An 18,437-nucleotide genomic window follows, 5' to 3' on the forward strand; every position below is an offset into this window, starting at 1 on the left:
ATAATGAAGTTTGAATTGATAGCAAATTGTTTTGAGGGCGGTTGGCTGTTTCACTTGAAGGAAGAGGGTGCTAATGGCACGAAATCTTTTAGAAAGGTGTCCAGCTATTGAGTGTGTACCATGCGCTAGAATTAGCGCTGACATTTGCCTCGTTTATTATTGTCTTGTTGACCTATATCGACAAACACAAATAAAAAAAGACCGTCCCAACAATAACTTTAGCACGTTATGGGATTGGTCTTTAACCAAACTATAATCTAGCTAACCGCCTTTAAAGCGGCTGCTTGAAATTCAGAGAGGAAGTCTTGTTTTTGCAAGGCTTCTTTTTTCTCTATAGTTATATTCTAGCATGATTAAACTGATCTTGCACAAGAACCTGATTAACTTATCTGGGTAATCCCTAATTTTTCTCTATATCGTTTGAATGTTATCCGATTGATTCCAGTTACCTTGCTGACAGCAATATCAGTCATACCACTTTGGTAAAGTTTAAAGGCGTGTTGCAATTGGAGACTGTTCTTATTGAATTTGGGCTTGCGGCCATGATAGCAGCCCTCAGATTTAGCAATTGGTTGTGTCCTGCCGTTTCCGTTCCTTAATTCTCTTACGTTCGCTCTCAGTTTGGTACTTATAAAGCTCTAGAATGATGTTATTCATCAACTCTACAGGTTAGAATCTTCAAAAAGCCTCGCAAAGACGAAAAAATGCAGTGTGACTCCCTTATGCTTAATTGCGCTCATAATCTTAGTTAAATCCTGTTTATTTTGAAGACCAAAAGGGGTGCAATCTAATGAACAACTGGTGCTAACTTAAAATTAAAAAGTATACGAAAAATCGTTTAGTAATTAATGTTAACCACCAAAATTAAGATAATTTAACCATAAAAATACGACCTCAAAAATTATCTTAATTTCAGAGGTCGTATCAATATCAAAATCGTACATTGGCTTTTGCATAATAATTGGATGTCTAAGTTCTAGTTATACGTCACATTTATTGACTACAAAATATTTGATTTAAATTATTTTTTGTTGCGGTCATACCAATGAAGCACACAATTAACTATAAAAATATCCAAAAGTATAATGCAAAATTGTACAAAAATATTTGTCCACCTATTAGTTATGTAAGGTGATAAATATATTTGATATATGAAAACTATAATTCCAGTCGATATTCCGTACGCTAATGCGTTACGATATTTCACCGATTCATAATAATCAGATTCAGTCTTTTTCTTTCTATTCATTTTGTCTTTTATAAATTGAATTATTGCCAGCCCCACTGAGTAATTACTGGATAGTGATTGATGCCAGTAAGTATCCAATTAACATCAAACCAAACGCCACCTTTAATATTGTCACCAATTGTCGAACTTAGAAAAGCACCAATTGCAGCTACTATAGGGCCTCAATCAGGGTCAACAGCAGCGGTGATAATAGCTGTGAGACCTGCAAGACCGCCTGAAGCAACAGCTTTAGCAGTGCGTTTATCTATAAAAACTCTAATGTAATTCCATCCAAATTCAACCTTATTTACACCAAAATGATGCTTTGCGCGGGGTTGAATTTTAGAATCTTCTGTTGATGGTAAAACTCTAACTGATTTTCCAGAATTATTAATTTCAAATTCTAAAGTTGCAGTTTTTGTGCTTTTATTTATTACAAAAGATGATCCATTAATAAGTTGATTGGTATGGGCTATTACTTCTTGAGCAGAGACATATTCAGCATAAGTAATAACCTTTTTAACATCGTCATTAAGAACATATTTATTATTTTTCACTTCTACATATGGGTCAATTTTGTTTACGACGTCTTGACTTAAGACATTAGATGGTTGAGCGTAAGCAGAATTATCAATAGAAGCTGATGATACAGTATTTGTGACAGCGGGGGCAGATTATACAAATAATGTGCTAGATAACAGTACAACTGAAATTAATTTGTTGGCTCGTTTCATGATTATTTCCTCCTTTTATCAATTTATTATTATATACTTCTCTTAATCATATATGATTAATTTTAATGTAATATGTAATTAATAAAAAGTCAACAATATTTTTAATTTATTTTTATTAATTCAAAATTGATTTGGAATTAATGCAGGCTTTGATCATTTCCTCATTTTTTCTCGGATGGTCGATCACTTGGCCACGACTAGCAGCATGTTAGTAAAATTATTTTTGGCAGCACAAATATCATTAAGGATAATATGCTTTTTGCTACTTTTTCCCACAAATATACCAGTGATTTTCAAAGTAAATCCTTCTGAATATCTTTTTTATGGTCTTGATACGAAATTAAGCATGTGTGAGTTCGATTTTCCTTTTCTATATAGCAGTTTATAGCAGTTTGAGCAATTTTGCTTAGCAATATAGTAGAAGCAAACGAGCCACTTTTAATTCCTGCAATTGTTGATTAGCTGCTTGATTGTATTCATTTATTCTTTATCAACTAGATTTGACAAAGAGTTAAAAAAGACCCAACCATTGCTTGATCCTATAATGAAGTTTTGGATCTAATTAAAGCTCAAGTCCATCGTCATGATCAAGCCCCTGCTTCTTTCTATTCTGTTGTTCAGCGCAGTTTTTAGTAAGTTTCGCTTGACTATCGGTTGGCTTTGACTGCTGTTTTTTCTTAGATGCCTCATATTCTTTCTGTAGCTTGTCCCAATCAAGTTGACTATTTTTGAAATCTTTTTGAGCTTCCTCTTCATTTTTTTTAGCATATTGCAGACTTAAAATCCGATTTTTAAGTTCTGTTTCTACATAATCAGCGATCAAATTTCTAAATGGTTGAGGATCATTATTGGGCTGCTGGGAAACAGCTAATGCTTTCATGTATTGCTCTCGTGCGGGTTTAGATGGATTAACATTAACCACTGGATAACCATTTTCTGTTAAGACTAGGTTCATTAAAAGCCGTGCTGTACGTCCGTTGCCATCTTTAAACGGGTGAATAGTAACGAATTTTTGGTGCAAGTCGGTCGCATACTGCACCGGGTGCAACTTGTCTTGTGCTTCATTACTCCAAGCTTGTAATTGTTGCATTTTCTCGGGTATTTCATAAAAGTGGGCGTAAGGACGTGATTCTGAACCATAAGGGTAAACATCAATATTGCGATACTTACCGGCTTCTTCTTGCGGTTGAATTGTTGTCAAAGTTGCAATTCGGTTCAAGTTTCTAATATCCTCATTGCGAATTGGCTGTTTTTTAATTGCTAAATTTTGCATATAGTCATAAGCTTCATTTAAGTTAATGATTTCCAGTGTTTCCTTAATGGTCTTACCGTGAATAGTTGCGCCTAGCCCTCCGTTAAGAATCTCGGCAGTTTCAGCCTCGGTCATGGTGTTGCCCTCAATTGCAGCAGAAGACCATACATGCTCAATTCTGATATTTTGCTCGAGCTGCTTTACTTCAAGCGGAGATAATGGTCTATAGGTATCCATCTTATTTTTTAGGTTTGTAATCACAGCTAATTTTTGTCCGTATTCCATTGTAATACCTTCTTAATTTAAGCTAATATTTTGGGCCAACTAAAGCTCAAGTCCATCGTCACGATCAAGCCCCGCTGCTTTTTATTCTGTTTGCTCTTCTTAGCTGATTTGAGCATCTTTTTGAATTCGGCAATAGTTTCTTTTTCATCGCTTTCGGATAATTCCTGACTTTTATGTTCCGCCCGCGCCTGCAAGTTTGGCTCCATACCGAAAATACCATTTTGATACGTCCAGTCCTTGAGGTCAGTCATGTCATTGGAAAAGTAATAATCTGCCAGCTTTTGCTGCAACGTGGGCCACTTGTCAAGCGGTACGTTAATCAGACCGGCTCCGTTATCAATCATTATCTTGTTAGCTGCAATTGTGGCGGTTCGCTTGTTACCGTCGTAGAACATTTGCTGGCGCATATTGTGATACATCAGGGTCAGTGCCTTATCGGTGGCGGTACGATCACTGACTAACAGCTGCTTTAAATATTCCTGTTCCTTGTTCTCTTCGATCATAGGTGTTTCAAACTCGCCTCGGTAAGTTGCTACACCGCCTGAACCATTACGCAAATATCCTGGAAAGGCCGCCGTATCGCGGGCAACAATCGCATTAAGCCTCTTTTCGAAGTTTAAGTCCAGGGGCTTTTTTTCATTGATAGTAAACTGCCAGCCTCGCTTCAATTGAACAATAATATTAATATCATCGATTGGAACACCGTCAACGCCCAGACCATCAATGATTGTCTGGGTCTGCGGCATAGTGGTAGTCAGGCCTTCAAAGCGTGAGTTCGTGAAGACTAATTTGGTTAAGTTAGTTTTGGCAAAGCGTCTATTTTCTTCAGGCGTTAGTCTGAACTTGTCTTCATACTTCAATTGACTTATCCTGCTTTCTACTCTAACTCAAAAACTTCATCTTAATCCGACACATGTTGTTTTTTTACCATACCTATTAGCTAATATAGTAAGAGCATTTTCCCGGCTAGGCATATTTTGAACCTTAATTAATTGTGAAATTTTTGCCACATTAGCATCCATCTGCGCTTGGATCATCTCTGCATTTTTTCGTGGGTAGTCAATCACTTGGCCATGGTTTGCGGCATATGCAGAAAGAAAAACTTTACAGCTCCGGCCGTTGCCCTCTCTAAATGGGTGCATAAAGTTGATTTCATCTAACAGCTGCGCATAATCTTTGGCCTTTAAGGCCTTCTTTTGCGGCAGATTTTGCATAATATTATTAATATTGGCTTCCGCATATCCAAATCTTGAATGATCACAAAAGTCATAACCGTTTTTTTGAAAATTACCCGGTCGATATTTTCCAGCCCAATCATATAAACGGCCAAACATGATTTTATGAATCTTTTTTATATCCTGAATTTTTTTAATTTGGGGCTTAGAGTGGAGAAAAATTGCTGCTCTCCGTGTTGCTTCCAAATACTCTACTTGTTCAAGCCTTTGCTGATCTCGAATATGATATTTGTTTTTCAAAATGCCGTTAGGATACAGCGTATCTTTTATCCAGTCACTCATTGTTACTATTCCAAATTGCAGCAATTTCCTTAACTTCTTCTGGATCAGGGTTTAAAACCCCGTCCAAGACGGCTTGAATATCTTCCTTAGTGGGGTTCCAGCCCTCTAAATGACTAGCTTCTACTACTCCCCGGATTTCGAAGTACATGTCTTTATCTGGTATAAAGACGCCCTGAATGGTCTGTGTGTCGTCATCAATTTCTAAATTATATGATTGTGGTTTTAACATATTTAACAAATCACCAGCTCTTTTATCTAAACCGGCCGCGAAGGCGTCAAGAATTCTGATTGACCAAGATTCAATAGGCCTAGCGATTGCTTTTCTCAGTGTACTTTCTGAAACATGACTCTTTTCGGCAACTTCCCTTACCGAAACGTGTTTACTATTTAGTAGTTTTGTAATTGTTGCGCTCATTTTAAAATGCTCACTTCTAAAATTATTTTCCAAATATATTATACCATATTTGGAAATATCTATTCCATTTATGGAAATTTTAGGTATATTGGACTCGTAATTCTTTTAGTGGTCGAGGATTAGAGTCAGGTAAGCCGTGTAATTGCGCCTACTCTATTTCGAAAAGGGTAATCAGGGAAATTATCTAAAAAGTTCAACTACTCTATATTTTTTTGGTTCAATACAATATATTTCGTATTTTTATGTAGCTTTTAAAATATTTATTGCTAAAATCGCAATATTTTTAACAAATATAGTGTATAATCAAAAACAAATTCAAAAAGTGGCCTTTTTTGAATTTATAATTAGAAAGGTAAACTAAATTATGTCAAAATATCACTTATTGAGAATTTATTCTTACCAACATCCAGGCAAGCCAGTTACTAGTGAATTTAATAAAAGGTTTAATGGCTATGGCACAATTAAGTTTCCGTTAGCAATAAACCCCATAGATGTGCGCGAACAAATTAGAATACCTACACAATTGCCACTTTTTTTGGTACAAATTGAAGATTATAATTCACTGCTAACTATCATTAGAGAGAACTCCGCTCAAATCAAAGCACTCATTGGCAAGCTTCCAGGTGTTGCCAGAGAGCAATTTTTCATTGATTTGTTAATTAAAGAAATTAAAGGTACAAATGATATTGAAAATGTTGCTTCTACTACAAAAGAAATTAACAGAGCCGTAGAAAATATTAATAATCATAATAAAACTGTGCGTTTCCAATCTTTTGCTAAAATGTATTTTGATATTGAAAACGGTAAAACATATCAACTTAATGAGCTAAAAGATATCAGAACATTATATGACTCTTTATTAAAAGGTGAAATAGCAAAAAGTAACTTACCCGACGGCAAACTATTTAGGGATAGTTTTGTCAGAATTGGCAACTCAGTTCAAACTGTTCATCTTCCCAAAAACAGCGAAGATGAGATAAATCAGCAATTAGAAAATTGGCTAAAATTTATTAATTTGGATAAATATGATCCTATTTTAAAGGCCTCTGTTGCCCACTATTATTTTGAATATATTCATCCTTTTTATGACGGTAATGGCAGGTTAGGAAGGTATCTCTTTTGCAGTTATATTGGAAAAAAAGTTGACCCTTATACTGCTGTCAGCTTTTCTTATCAGATCAATCAAAAAAAGGCAAGATATTATAAAGAATTTCAAGAAGTTGAAAATGAAAAAAATTACGGCGAAATCACACTATTCGTTATCAGTTTGCTAAAATACTTAGTTTCTGGACAAAAATATGTCCTAGGTAATTTAAAAGATGACCATAACATTTTAAATTTTGTCAAAAAGAAATTAGAAGATTTTGATTATCCTAACTTTGAATTCAATATCTTATATGTATATGCACAGTCATTTTTATTCAACAGTTTTGATGGCAGCGTTCAAGACACAAGTTTGATCAGTTTCATCAAAAGCACAGAAAAAATATCAACTAAAAAAGTAAAAACTGCTATAGAAGATTTAGAAAAAGAGGGTTTAATTAAAACTGTTAAAGGAAGGCCAAAAAAAAGAAAATTAACTACTAAATTTTTAGATAAAATTGGTTTGAATATCTAAAATTTAAACAATCCCATAGTCAAAAGCTTTTTAGATTAAAACCCAGTTATTTGTATTTTTTATATAAAATTTCCAGAAGTCAATTATTAATTATGTAATATCTATTAAGCAGTCAAAAATATACATTGCTCTTCATATCAAGTGCATTATACACAATAATGGTGTATAATGCTTGTAAGTTAAGAAGGGAGGCTATAAGTGTGCCATGGAAACCAGCAAAAATGATTAGATTTCTTTTAAAACATGGTTTTGTAGAGTGTCCTAAACGCGGAGGACATAGAGCTTTTTATAATCCTATCACGCAAAGATACACAGAGGTACCAATGCATAATAAAGAACTAACTTTAGTAACTGAGAGAAATATTCTAAAGGAAGCTGGTTTAAGCAAAAATGATTAATGTTTCTTACTTGGCATATTTAAATTGACATGAAACAAGAAATTGCAGCTTATCCTGTTATTATAGAAAAATGTAACGATGAATCAGGACATTATTATGCGATTACGTCACCTAACATCCAAGGCTTAGTCACTGATGGTCAAACAATAGGTGAAGCTCTTTATCATGCAGAAGATGCAATGGCAACAATGATTGACCTTCAAGGCTATCCTAGAGTTCAAGATCCTAAAAAGTGGAAGTTGGAAAAAAATCAGCAAATATCTTGGGTTAAAGTTAATATGACAAAGTGGCGTAATAAATATAGTAAAACTGTTCGGCGCAATATTTCATTGCCAGAGGATCTAAATAATTGGGCTAAAAAAAATAAAATTAATGTATCAAAAGTTACAACGGAAGCTTTGCGTCAAATGCAAGCTTAGTAATATTAGTTTAATTTAGCCCATTCAAACAATAAAAATAGTTTCACTTTAAAAGCACCCTAGGCTAAGCCAGAGGTGCTTTTATTTATTCTTGCGCTAATCTTTTGAGAACATTCATGTATACTTCATTATTCCAAAAGCTCTCTTCACTTTGCTGCTCAAGCTTTTTTCTAGCTTTTTGATCAAGAGATATATGAGCTGGTAACTCAATCATACCATTGGATGTTTTTATTATTAAACTGTTAGTGTTTTTACTACTCAAAGTGAATTCACCACTATTCTTTACCTACTATTATTTTTAAAATACCAGTGATACATTTTCCCATCCAGAAAGTCGCCAATTAAAAATATTGCCGTCCACAAAATAATTCCAATAATACGCACAAACAAAGATGTTATATAGTTATTCCAGCTATTATCCAAATCAGAATAATTCTACGATTAATCTTTAATTAACCTCATAATAAATCCAAACCTATACCTTTACAATATTAAATAAAAAACGCTCCGAGGTAGTTAAAATTGCAATTAAAGCTCAAGGCTTTAATTTATTTAACCGGTCGAAGCATCTTATTTAAAAATAATTAAGCGTTAAACTGCAGAGTCTGAACTGTGTCACCGTGGGTCGTATCACCTGCCGACACATCAGAAACAGATTTTATGACGTCCATATTAGTATAAACAACTATTACCGTATCATCGTAATTTTCAGCCGTAATCAGTTCTGTATTCATACTTGCCAAATAATCATCCTGCTTAACAGTATCACCCTGTTTGACAGCCACTTCAAAGGGCTCACCTTTTAATTCCACAGTATCAATTCCTAAATGGACCAATATTTCTAAATTATTATCAGTAGTAATGCCGATTGCATGCTTAGTGGGAAAGACTGTGGTGACAGTTCCTGTAACAGGAGAATAAATTTTGCCATCTGTAGGCTTAATGGCGTAGCCATCGCCTAGCATTTTCTGAGAAAAAACTTCATCTTTCACATCTGTAATTGGCATTAGTTTCCCATCACAAGCTGCAGTCACTGTAAAACCGCGTTTTTTAAATATATTAAACATTAATTCTACCTATTTCCTAATAAATATACTAATTGTTAAAACTAAACAAAAACCAAAGATAGTCAAAAAGATAACAGCAGGCACTTTGATAAAACTGCTTTGACATTTTAATTTGCCGGATTGTTCATTAATACGTATGATGCCAAAAAGCGCCAAAATCAAGCAAAAAATGTTACCGACCATTAACTGGCTGATCGCCTGACTGAACATCAAAAAGTGATAATTACCCTCATGCTTAAGAATCAAATCTTTCTTGAGCCAAATATAATAACCCATAATAAAATCCGTAAGAGCTACTATCCTATCTATTGCAATCAAAGGTGTATTGTTCAAAACAACATTGATGTTTTGTTTAGCAACAGATGATGTCAAAATTATAAAGCTGCCGAAGAACAAGGGAATTAAAATTAAAGCATAGATATAGGTTGTCAAAATTTTTTTGGTGTCTAAATGAGCCCTGTCTAAGAAACTAATCACAAAGTTGTTTATCTTACTTACCATTTTTATCACTTTTTTCTTTTTGCCAAATACCAAACTTGTTTATGATGAAATCCACCAAGGTGTAAGCCAGTATAAACGAAACATCATTGCTAGACGAAAATTTTACAGTCGGATAGTAGAAATTATAGTCGGAAAGCGAAGCAAGTTTATTTTGCTTTAGGTCTGTAAAGGAGACATAACGCAATTTGTTGTTAACCGTCTCAAACTTACCCAGTTCATCGTTAATTTCTTTATTATCGCCCGTGTAAGAAATAATAAAGAGCATGTCGCCTTTTTCTGCTATTTTTCCTACCATTTCCAGTTCACTGACAGCAGCTGGCAAAACTATTGATGAAATGCCAAAAAGTAATAACTCGTGAGAAAGATAATCAGACAGCATCTGTTGAATCCAGCCGGTAGAGTAAATATATTTATGTTCTGCTTTACTCAGATCAGTAAAAAAGGGGTCTAAATTAAGTGACTGAAAATTTTTGACTAGATTTTCTGTTTCTTTAATTAAGTCAGAACTAAAGTTATTCGTTAGAACTTTATTTTTCTCACTTTGCTCCTGCTCCTGAACCATTTCATTTAGGATAAATTTCAATTCACCATAGCCACTTAAGCCCAAATGTTTGCACAAACGGAAAATCGCCGAACGTGAAACGTATAATTTGCGCGCAAGTTCAGTAAGACTTAATCCTTTGCACGCTTTTGCATTATTTAGAATAAATTGAATGACCCTTATTTCAGAATCATTCAATTTACTACTATTTTGATAGACTAAATATTCTAATTTTGACATAGATCAACGCTCCATATAAAGTAATTTTACATATGACAAATTGCTTTTACCTATACAAGCGTTCTAGCCCTAATTAATCTTGTTTATTATCCTGCTTTCTTAGTTCCTGCATTGCTTCAAGGACTTGGGCAACATCTAAGCCAACAATAACTTGAATTGCTTTGCCGTGATGGACAACATTAATGGCTTTAGCTGCCTTAAACTGAGCATCAGAGCCCATCTTATCAGGATCTGCCACAGTGACACGCAATCTGGTCGCACAAGAACTTAACTCTTTAATGTTGGAACTTCCACCTAATAAGTCTAAAAAGGCAGTTGCCCTTTCAATATATGGATCAGTCGCAGTTTGTTCATCTGTTTGTGTAACTGCTTGCTCAGCTTTTCTAGCTTGGTATTCTTTCTTGTTTATCAAGTGGACTTCCTCAGTATCCTCTTCACGACCGGGAGTAATATAATTAAACTTCACGATCATATATTTGAAGATAAAGAAAGTAATAATTGCAAAGATAATCCCAATCACAATTTGGGTAAGAAAAGTCTGCCAATGGTTAGCCCACAAAGGAATCCAATTTTCTGCAGCCGTATCTATGGCACCACCAGACATATTACCAACAACGCCAAAACTAAACATAATAGTGTTCATAGTAGCTGAAAGTAATGAATAAATGATCCATAAAACTGGTGCCGCAAACAAGTAAGTAAAGTCAATTGGCTCAGTAATACCTGTAAAAAAGGAAGTCAAAGCTGCTGGAATTAACAAAGCTGAAGTTTGTTTCTTTTTATTCTTTTTAGCAGTAACATAAAAGGCCAAACAAATGATGGGAGCAAGAAACATCTTTTCGTTACCATATAATTGGAAGCCCAATTGAGGAGCCAACTGTTTTAATGGTTTAGTACTCATAGCAAACTGAGTCAGATGTCTCAACCAATAGGGTTGCAAACCTCCTGCAACCACAGCTGGACCGTATTGAAATGGAATGTACACTAAGTGGTGTAACCCAGTTGGTATTAAAACCCGATTTAAAAAGTTGTAAATCCAAATACCAACGACACCACTACTAACAATAAAATGCTGTAGTTGCGTAATTCCTAGCTGAACTTTTGGCCAACCCCAACAGGTAATAACTGCCAGCGGAATCATAAGGAAAAAGCCTAAAATATAAACATATGTGGACCCTTGAAAAGTTCCCAGCCAGTCCGGCAATTTCTTATCAAAATAACGGTTATGCAGCCAAATTACTATACCAGCAACTATTAGAGCTCCAATAATACTGGTGTCCAGAGTCTTGATCCCTGCTATTTCTGTTAGTCCGTGGTTAGTGGAGTTTTCCACAATCTGGATCTTATCAAAGTTAGGAATACCAAAACTGGCGCCCCAGTGAGTCAAAATAGCACCCACAAAATAGTTGTAAGTCATGTAGGTAATTACTGCTTCCATGGCAGCCCTACCTCTGGATTTATTTGCTAAACCAATTGGTAGACCCACGACGAAAAGCAAAGCTTCCTGCTTAAAAACTGTCCAACCACCTGCACTAATGGTATCCCAAATTGAATTCCAAGTTGTTCCTGGGCTTGCCAGAGAGCCGAAAACTGCCTGATTGGTAAACAAACTACCAAATGCAACGACAATTCCTGCAAATGAAAACAAAAGCACCGGTACAAACATTGCTGCACCAAACTTTTGAAACTTCTGCATCATAAGCTATCATCTCCCTAACAACTATTTAAGTTCTGGCCAGTATGGCTTGTTTTCCGGAATCATATCATCAAGAATCTTCTTAGCAACTAAGGCATCTGGAACCGTCTTATTAAGAGCAAAGGCTTGCCACATCTTGTTGTATGAATGTTGTTCATAAGCATCAACTACCAGCTTTTCACATGCTTGTTGCTCTTCCATTAATCCCTTTTGGAATCTGCCAGCCATTCCAGTTGCCATAGGTTGAACTCCATCTGCACCAAACCAGCAAGGTACTTCAACAACAGAGTCAGGATCCATATTAGCAATCGCGCCGTTATTCGGAATGTTAGCAAAGAATTTTTCGTGAGTGTTATAAGCAATCGCATGACAAATATCAACAATATAGTTAGAGTGTTCTGCACTTGCTTCCCAAATATTGCCCTTAGCTGTACCAGCTTTGACAATTCTGGCACATTCTTCGAAGACAATCTTTTGTCGGTATTCACGAATCTCATCTGTTCTAGTATGGTTAGGGTCAGCGTTTTGAACTTCATATTGTGGATAATAGTAATATTGCATATAAGTATTAGGTAAAGTTTCTGGCTCAAGAGCATAGCAGTCCTTAGCCTTCTTATATGTTTCAGCCCAACTTGCTTCAGTTTCTTTATCGTATTCGCCACCGATCCAATAGCCATTTTCAGATACATGCTTTTTGAGAAGAGGCATCAAGTCTTTGCCCGTCTTTTTATCACGAACTTCTTTCCACCAGCCAAAGTGGTTCAGGCCATAGTAGTTAACATCAAGATCATGGTAATCATTTAAGCCACAAATATGAGCCATTCTTGTCATAATTGCTACAGGCATATCACAAATATTAATTACTTTAGCATTTGGTCTTAATCTGCGGCAAGCTTCTGCAACAATAGCTATGGTATTAGAATAGTTAATCATCCAAGCATTTGGCGAATACTTTTCCATCCAGTCGATTATCTCAATAATAGCTGGAATAGAACGCAACCCATATGCCATTCCTCCGGGTCCGGTTGTTTCTTGGCCGTTAACGCCATATCTTAACGGAATCTTTTCATCGAGTTCACGCATGTGGTATTTACCAACCCGAATTGATCCCATAACGAAGTCAACATCTGTGAATGCTTCTTTAGGATCAGTCGTATACGAAAATTCAATTTGCGGTGCGCGCTCTTTCATAATAATTGCACACGCATCACCAATTTTCTTTTGCCTTTCGGCATCGTTATCATAAAATTTCAGCTTTCTCAGTGGAAATCTGTCCTCGTTAGCAATCAAGCTTAAAACAAATCCTGGAGTAAAAGTACTACCTCCACCTGCAATGACTACGGAATAACGTTTATCTTTTTCGGACATATTTTTCTCCTTTAATTCACTCTGCTCAACCTGAGCTGATATTTTCTAAGCTAGCTTACTTTTATATTTATAACATCTTTCTTATTTTTTGTATCCGCTTTCCATGAAAGTGAATACGTATTTCACAACTTGAAATATTTGTTTCACTTTTCGAAATTAATTTCACAAAAAAACTGGCACCACTAAGGTGCCAGCATTAATGCTATTTAAGTTAAACGTTATGAGAAGACTATTTTAGACGAACCTGTCCTTTTTAATTACCCGATAAATAGAAATAACTAGAACTAAAATTGCGCAGAAGATTGCCACATAAGCCATTGGCCCCACGCTAATGGCGGCTTGTGCCTGAACACTTGCCATGCGGTTTTCTACCGCATATTCTACAATCCACTTACTCAATAAGCGCGGAGTTAACACGAAACTGATGGTTGCCACAATTGAAGCTGCTAAAGCCGTATTGCGTGAATAGGGTTCACGGAAAAATTGTGCTAAAACGCAAAAGGCAGGCGCAATCATTAAAAGTAATATCCACATAATAATTAAGCGTCCAGCGCTACTGTTCATCATTTGGGCACTATTAGTGGCATAGCGATATTTACCCCAAAGTTGTCCACCAGTTAAGGTATTCAGTAAGCTTAAGAAATATGATCCTTGTTGACCATAGACACCGCCACGATTAGATAAAATTCCCTGCACAATCTGTAACCCATCGGTTGAACCAGCAGTAGAAAAATTGACTGTTACTACTTTTTTCATGTAAGTAGCCAGAAACATGATGATCGAGCCGCCAAATTGCAAAGCTCGTAACATGCTTAATTTCCGAGATGACTTCATTTTAAATTCCAGGCTAAGAACGCGATCGGGATGGTGACTGCGACCAATGACGAAGATACCGATTGCGACAATAACGGCCAGTCCGGCAAGCAGCCACCACAGTTTAGCCATAACTAAGAAAATAGCCAAAACAACAATGGCCACCGCAACATATGGTCGATCAGCAAATATATCCCAAAAATTTAATTTTAAATGACGATAATCGGCACGAGTTTGAGAGGTATCATGCCCTCTGAGTGCTGTTTTAGTCATTTCTTTATTTTGAAGCTGAGACTTTTGACTGTATTTTTCACGATATTCCTGCCTGGTCAAGTGTGAATTTCTTTCCATACCAGCCACCCCTTCCTTTCAGAAATAATATCCTAACATGATTAATATGAAAATATCAGCTATTTAGCAAATTCTTAGCAAATTTATTGTGCTAAAATAGAAAAGATATCGTATTTTTTAGAAAAATCTTAAAAAAGAAAGCGAGGACGTTTTGACAGTTTCCGAAAAATTTCCAGCTGGCTGGCATAAAGCTTTTGTTACTTTATGGCTAGGCTGCTTTATTACAGGCATGGGCTACTCCATGACAATGCCTTTTATTTCATTATTTATCGCTGACCTAGGAAACTACAGCAAGTTGCAGATTAGCATGTATTCCGGTCTTGCTTTTGCCATGACCTTTATTGCTCAGGCAATAGTTTCACCTTATTGGGGCAATTTGGCCGACAGAAAGGGCCGTAAGTTAATGTGCATGCGTGCTTCTGGAGTCATGGCTTTGACCATTACCGCTACCGGTTTTGCTCCTAATGCCATCTACATTATTGTAATGCGTTTTATTCAGGGCGCTTTTTCCGGCTACATTAATAATGCTACCGCCCTCATCGCAGGAGAAACTCCCCACAGAAAAAGTGGCTGGGTGATGAGTCAAATGATGACTGCCGGTACTGCTGGAAATTTGGTAGGACCACTTTTAGGTGGGGTTTTGTCAAACTTCTTCGGTAATTGGTTAGGTGGCGTTTGGGGCTACCGCATTCCGTTCTTTATTACCGGCTTCTTGATGGTGCTCGTCTTCTTAGGGTCAACTTTCTTAGTTCATGAAAACTTTACTCCGATTTCTCGTGCAGAAATGAAGCCAATGAAGGAAATTATGCAGTCTTTGCCTAACGTTAAGCTAATTGTGGTGATGTTCGTGACTACTCTCTTAGTGCAGGCTGCTAATATGTCAATTGACCCAATTGTTTCCTTATATGTTAAGTCAATGATGCCTAACAGTAAAAACATTGCCTTTGTGGCTGGAATTGTGGCCGCAACCCCAGGTCTCGGAACACTACTGGCCGCTTCCAAAATCGGTCATAAAATGGATGAAATTGGTCCGCTAAAAATATTACGCCTAGGTTTAATAGTAGGTGCAATTCTTTTCGTACCCATGGCTTTGACACACTCACCTTGGGTGCTGGCAGGATTGCGTTTTCTGCTCGGAATTGCCAGTGCTGCCATGTTACCGGCAGCACAGACCGTTTTGACACTGAACACTCCAGCCGAAAGCTTTGGTCGTATCTTTAGCTACAATCAGTCTTTTCAAGCAGTTGGTTCTGTGTTTGGGTCACTTATGGGCTCCACTATCTCGGGACTGTTCAACTACGCAACTGTTTTCTGGACTACAGGCTTTACCCTACTGATTAACTTTATTCTCATTATCTTTTTCAGTTTGAGAAAAAGTGCTAATAAATAAGAACTAACTTACAACTAATAAAGTATCCTAATTTTGGTGGTCACATCATATTCCGTTCAGGATACTTTTTTGTCTGATCTTTGTAGACAAGCATTGTATAATTTTATTACATTTTAGGATATACATTGTTTATTTTTTCAGGGAAAACTATGATTAGAGCTGCCCTATCTATAGCGTAAATCTAAAGACATACGACTAAGCCAAGCAGTCTTGCAAGCATTAAACGCTACTATAGGAGATCAGTTAAACTTTAAAATTGAGGACAACAAAGTAATAATGTCAAAGCAAGATGATACACCTGATTTAACTTTTGAAGAACTTTTTAAAGATTATTCAGGTGAAGAATTTGATACTGAAATTAAGTTACCAGATGAGAGAAAAGGAAATGAAAAATGGTAATTAAGCAAGGATCTATTCTATTAATGGATTTAAGTCCTAAACAGGGGCATGAACAATCTGGCAAACGACCTTATTTATATTTAAGCTATAAAGGAGTCGAAAAATACGCCCATATTGCTGTGTTTGCTCCTATAGCAACTACTAAAAGACGCTACCCATTATATCAAGAATTACCTGCTGCATCTCAAACAAAAGGCGTAGTCATGCTAGATCAGCTAGTTACAATCGATTATCATAACCAATCATTTCAATATTTAGAGCAACTACCTGATGACTATATGGGAAAGATACTCAAAATTGTAAAAGTAGTTTTTCAGAAAGATTAGCCAAGCGGTTTTTCTGTAAATAATTCCATGATATGTTGTGAAGCTAAGATTGGTCCTTTTTTAACACGGTCTTAACAGTTCTCATATCTTCACCAAAGAAATATAGAGTAGCAGAAAAGTCTGTTAAATCACCTTTATTTATTGAGATAGATCAAGATGAAATCTATGCTGCAGCATGTTAGGGCAATAGATCCAACTGTCAGAATGAAAGGTAATATCAAAGTAAGCTTAGACGAAGCTAATATGAAAAAATTAGCACAATTTTAGTTCAATTTTTTAAAAAAGCAAAAACTGCACTGAACCCCAAAAATTATCCAACTTTTGGGTCTTTTTTATGTCTAAATTAGCTAAACAAGATAAAATTATAATCTATCAGCTTTGACATAATTATCAAATTAAGACCAAACTAAAAGAACTAACTCCGATCAAATAAGGGCAATTAGTTCTCAGTTAACAACCATAAAGTGTGCTAATTTTAGGATTCACACCATTATCTTGGTGGCTTTTTATATCTGGCTTAGAAAAATGCTGGCAAAAATTAGATACTGCAAATTTACCAGCTAAACTGGCTGTTTATTTTCCTTTTTGTGCGGATTTTCTCATCACTAATACGGTAATTGCAAAGAGCAAAATACTGACGATAAACAGACCCCAAAGAGAATAGATGACGCTTGTCACAGCCGATAAGGTAGTAAAAGCAGTTGTCATTAAGGGACTGGCAATTAATAAAATCGTATTAATCAGACCAACAGAGGACGCCAAAATTTTACGATCAACTGCACCCACCATCCATTGGGTTAATTTTGGAGTAGCAGTTCCTGCAAAGAAGCCTAGGATACAATAAGTTATTAAACAGAACCAAATTTGTTTACTTAAAATAGCAATTATGACACTTGCTCCAGCAATATAAGCAAACATAATGATGATATAAAGGCTAACATTTTTAAATAGATTAGTACCAAAAATGCTGCCTAAGGCAGCGCCTATTCCTGCCATAGCGCCGATTAATGCAATTGTAAAACTATAGGTTCCAATGACCATCACCTGACGATTGCCCGCAATTACAATAGAAATCAGAGGCTCTATCGTGCTGAGAACTCCGTTTAAAATGGCGATTACCAGTAAGGTAGTAATTAAGCCACTAGCCTTTTTAACTTGCTTTAATGCTAAGGCCAAGGTGGACCAAAAGCCACGATCATCGACTTCTTGTGTGACAGTTGAAATGCCCTTTTTTCGTTTACTCCTGGCAATATTGCAATAGATCAACCCTGCCACAACGAAAGTCAGACCGTTAATTACAGCCAGCGCAGAATATGACATGAATAACAAAAGTCCTGACCCAACAAACTGACTAATCAAAGTGATTACTTGCGAAACACCGCTAGTAAAACCTTCAGCTTCAGCAATCTCATCCTTTTTAACCAGACTAATAATTAATGGTGTGGTAAGTCCGCCAGAATAAGTTCCGGCCGTATCAGAAATAAAGTTGATGATAATCACCATAATTACCAGATTCCAACCCGCAATATTCTGGCTAAAAAGAAAACCAACCAGTAAATAAAGCGCACCTCTGATCATGGCCATCCAGACTATTTTTTGAAATTTGTTATGCGTCCGGTCAGCTAGATAGCCACCAACACTGGAAAACAGCCGGGGAACTGACTCCGAAATAGCAATTAATGATAAGGCCAGCGAATAGTTTTTGAGCCGACTAGCGTAAGTCATCAGCGCTAAATAGAATAAAATATCTCCAGCACTGGATAAAATACTGGCAATTGAAAACTTGCGATATTCTTTATTTTTAAAAAAGATAGTCATAATTTTTTCTCCTTTTTAGCTTTCTTTATTTTTAATTGTACTTAAGCTAAAATTGTGAATA

The 18,437-nt window shown here is 36.1% G+C and carries 19 protein-coding genes; 6 read left to right on the forward strand and 13 right to left on the reverse strand.

What is annotated here, in order from left to right; all coding sequences use genetic code 11:
* Positions 1 to 1,410: 1,410 nt before the first annotated feature.
* The 5 genes from LDX54_RS08725 to LDX54_RS08745 form a co-directional block, all read right to left on the reverse strand.
* On the reverse strand, positions 1,411 to 1,785 hold the full coding sequence (locus LDX54_RS08725; protein WP_265667401.1) for a hypothetical protein: 375 nt from the start codon (positions 1,783 to 1,785) through the stop codon (positions 1,411 to 1,413).
* Between the two features lie 739 nt (positions 1,786 to 2,524).
* Entirely contained in the window at positions 2,525 to 3,499 is a 975-nt protein-coding gene (locus LDX54_RS08730) for a Fic family protein (RefSeq protein WP_198202976.1), read from the reverse strand.
* Positions 3,500 to 3,516: 17 nt separating this feature from the next.
* On the reverse strand, positions 3,517 to 4,359 hold the full coding sequence (locus tag LDX54_RS08735) for a Fic family protein (protein ID WP_265667400.1): 843 nt from the start codon (positions 4,357 to 4,359) through the stop codon (positions 3,517 to 3,519).
* Between the two features lie 36 nt (positions 4,360 to 4,395).
* Positions 4,396 to 5,016, reverse strand: a complete 621-nt coding sequence (locus tag LDX54_RS08740) for a Fic family protein (RefSeq protein WP_265667399.1) — start codon at positions 5,014 to 5,016, stop codon at positions 4,396 to 4,398.
* Entirely contained in the window at positions 5,009 to 5,431 is a 423-nt protein-coding gene (locus tag LDX54_RS08745) for a helix-turn-helix domain-containing protein (protein WP_265667398.1), read from the reverse strand. Before LDX54_RS08745 ends, LDX54_RS08740 begins: the two co-directional genes overlap by 8 nt.
* A gap of 364 nt (positions 5,432 to 5,795) precedes the next feature.
* On the opposite strand from LDX54_RS08745, the gene LDX54_RS08750 reads away from it, so the two are divergent.
* The 3 genes from LDX54_RS08750 (at position 5,796) to LDX54_RS08760 (ending at position 7,866) form a co-directional block, all read left to right on the forward strand.
* Positions 5,796 to 7,049, forward strand: coding sequence for a Fic family protein (locus LDX54_RS08750; RefSeq protein WP_265667397.1), 1,254 nt, complete (start codon positions 5,796 to 5,798; stop codon positions 7,047 to 7,049).
* A 200-nt stretch (positions 7,050 to 7,249) separates the two neighbouring features.
* Complete coding sequence (locus tag LDX54_RS08755) at positions 7,250 to 7,447, forward strand: type II toxin-antitoxin system HicA family toxin (RefSeq protein WP_223902860.1); 198 nt, start codon at positions 7,250 to 7,252, stop codon at positions 7,445 to 7,447.
* A 29-nt stretch (positions 7,448 to 7,476) separates the two neighbouring features.
* Positions 7,477 to 7,866, forward strand: coding sequence for a type II toxin-antitoxin system HicB family antitoxin (locus LDX54_RS08760; protein ID WP_046325614.1), 390 nt, complete (start codon positions 7,477 to 7,479; stop codon positions 7,864 to 7,866).
* 85 nt (positions 7,867 to 7,951) lie between these two features.
* Here LDX54_RS08760 and LDX54_RS08765 read toward each other — a convergent pair whose 3' ends face one another.
* The 7 genes from LDX54_RS08765 to LDX54_RS08795 form a co-directional block, all read right to left on the reverse strand.
* Positions 7,952 to 8,128: a hypothetical protein gene (locus LDX54_RS08765; protein ID WP_167334250.1), complete on the reverse strand. Its 177-nt coding sequence runs from the start codon at positions 8,126 to 8,128 to the stop codon at positions 7,952 to 7,954.
* Between the two features lie 322 nt (positions 8,129 to 8,450).
* On the reverse strand, positions 8,451 to 8,933 hold the full coding sequence (locus tag LDX54_RS08770; RefSeq protein ID WP_265667396.1) for a PTS glucose transporter subunit IIA: 483 nt from the start codon (positions 8,931 to 8,933) through the stop codon (positions 8,451 to 8,453).
* Positions 8,934 to 8,942: 9 nt separating this feature from the next.
* Positions 8,943 to 9,434 (reverse strand): hypothetical protein, encoded by a 492-nt coding sequence (locus tag LDX54_RS08775; RefSeq protein WP_265667395.1) that lies wholly within the window; start codon positions 9,432 to 9,434, stop codon positions 8,943 to 8,945.
* Positions 9,424 to 10,215 carry a MurR/RpiR family transcriptional regulator gene (locus LDX54_RS08780; RefSeq protein ID WP_265667394.1) on the reverse strand — a complete coding sequence of 264 codons (792 nt, stop codon included), beginning with the start codon at positions 10,213 to 10,215 and terminating at the stop codon, positions 9,424 to 9,426. Before LDX54_RS08780 ends, LDX54_RS08775 begins: the two co-directional genes overlap by 11 nt.
* Before the next feature lie 73 nt (positions 10,216 to 10,288).
* Positions 10,289 to 11,914 carry an alpha-glucoside-specific PTS transporter subunit IIBC gene (locus LDX54_RS08785; RefSeq protein ID WP_265667393.1) on the reverse strand — a complete coding sequence of 542 codons (1,626 nt, stop codon included), beginning with the start codon at positions 11,912 to 11,914 and terminating at the stop codon, positions 10,289 to 10,291.
* Between the two features lie 21 nt (positions 11,915 to 11,935).
* Positions 11,936 to 13,279 (reverse strand): 6-phospho-alpha-glucosidase, encoded by a 1,344-nt coding sequence (locus LDX54_RS08790; protein WP_265667392.1) that lies wholly within the window; start codon positions 13,277 to 13,279, stop codon positions 11,936 to 11,938.
* Between the two features lie 234 nt (positions 13,280 to 13,513).
* Complete coding sequence (locus LDX54_RS08795) at positions 13,514 to 14,443, reverse strand: cytochrome C5 (protein ID WP_265667391.1); 930 nt, start codon at positions 14,441 to 14,443, stop codon at positions 13,514 to 13,516.
* Between the two features lie 151 nt (positions 14,444 to 14,594).
* Here LDX54_RS08795 and LDX54_RS08800 point away from each other — a divergent pair, with 151 nt between their 5' ends.
* From LDX54_RS08800 to LDX54_RS08810, 3 genes are all read left to right on the forward strand, one after another.
* Positions 14,595 to 15,833, forward strand: coding sequence for an MFS transporter (locus LDX54_RS08800; RefSeq protein WP_265667390.1), 1,239 nt, complete (start codon positions 14,595 to 14,597; stop codon positions 15,831 to 15,833).
* A 276-nt stretch (positions 15,834 to 16,109) separates the two neighbouring features.
* Entirely contained in the window at positions 16,110 to 16,232 is a 123-nt protein-coding gene (locus LDX54_RS08805; protein ID WP_265667389.1) for a hypothetical protein, read from the forward strand.
* Positions 16,226 to 16,558, forward strand: coding sequence for a type II toxin-antitoxin system PemK/MazF family toxin (locus LDX54_RS08810; protein WP_265667387.1), 333 nt, complete (start codon positions 16,226 to 16,228; stop codon positions 16,556 to 16,558). The genes LDX54_RS08805 and LDX54_RS08810 overlap by 7 nt, the downstream gene beginning before the upstream one ends.
* A 573-nt stretch (positions 16,559 to 17,131) precedes the next feature.
* On the opposite strand, the gene LDX54_RS08815 is transcribed toward LDX54_RS08810, so the two are convergent.
* On the reverse strand, positions 17,132 to 18,376 hold the full coding sequence (locus LDX54_RS08815; RefSeq protein WP_265667386.1) for an MFS transporter: 1,245 nt from the start codon (positions 18,374 to 18,376) through the stop codon (positions 17,132 to 17,134).
* Between the last annotated feature and the right edge of the window lie 61 nt (positions 18,377 to 18,437).

The sequence above is a fragment of the Lactobacillus sp. IBH004 genome, assembly GCF_026185255.2.
Classification (GTDB): Bacteria; Bacillota; Bacilli; order Lactobacillales; family Lactobacillaceae; genus Lactobacillus; species Lactobacillus melliventris.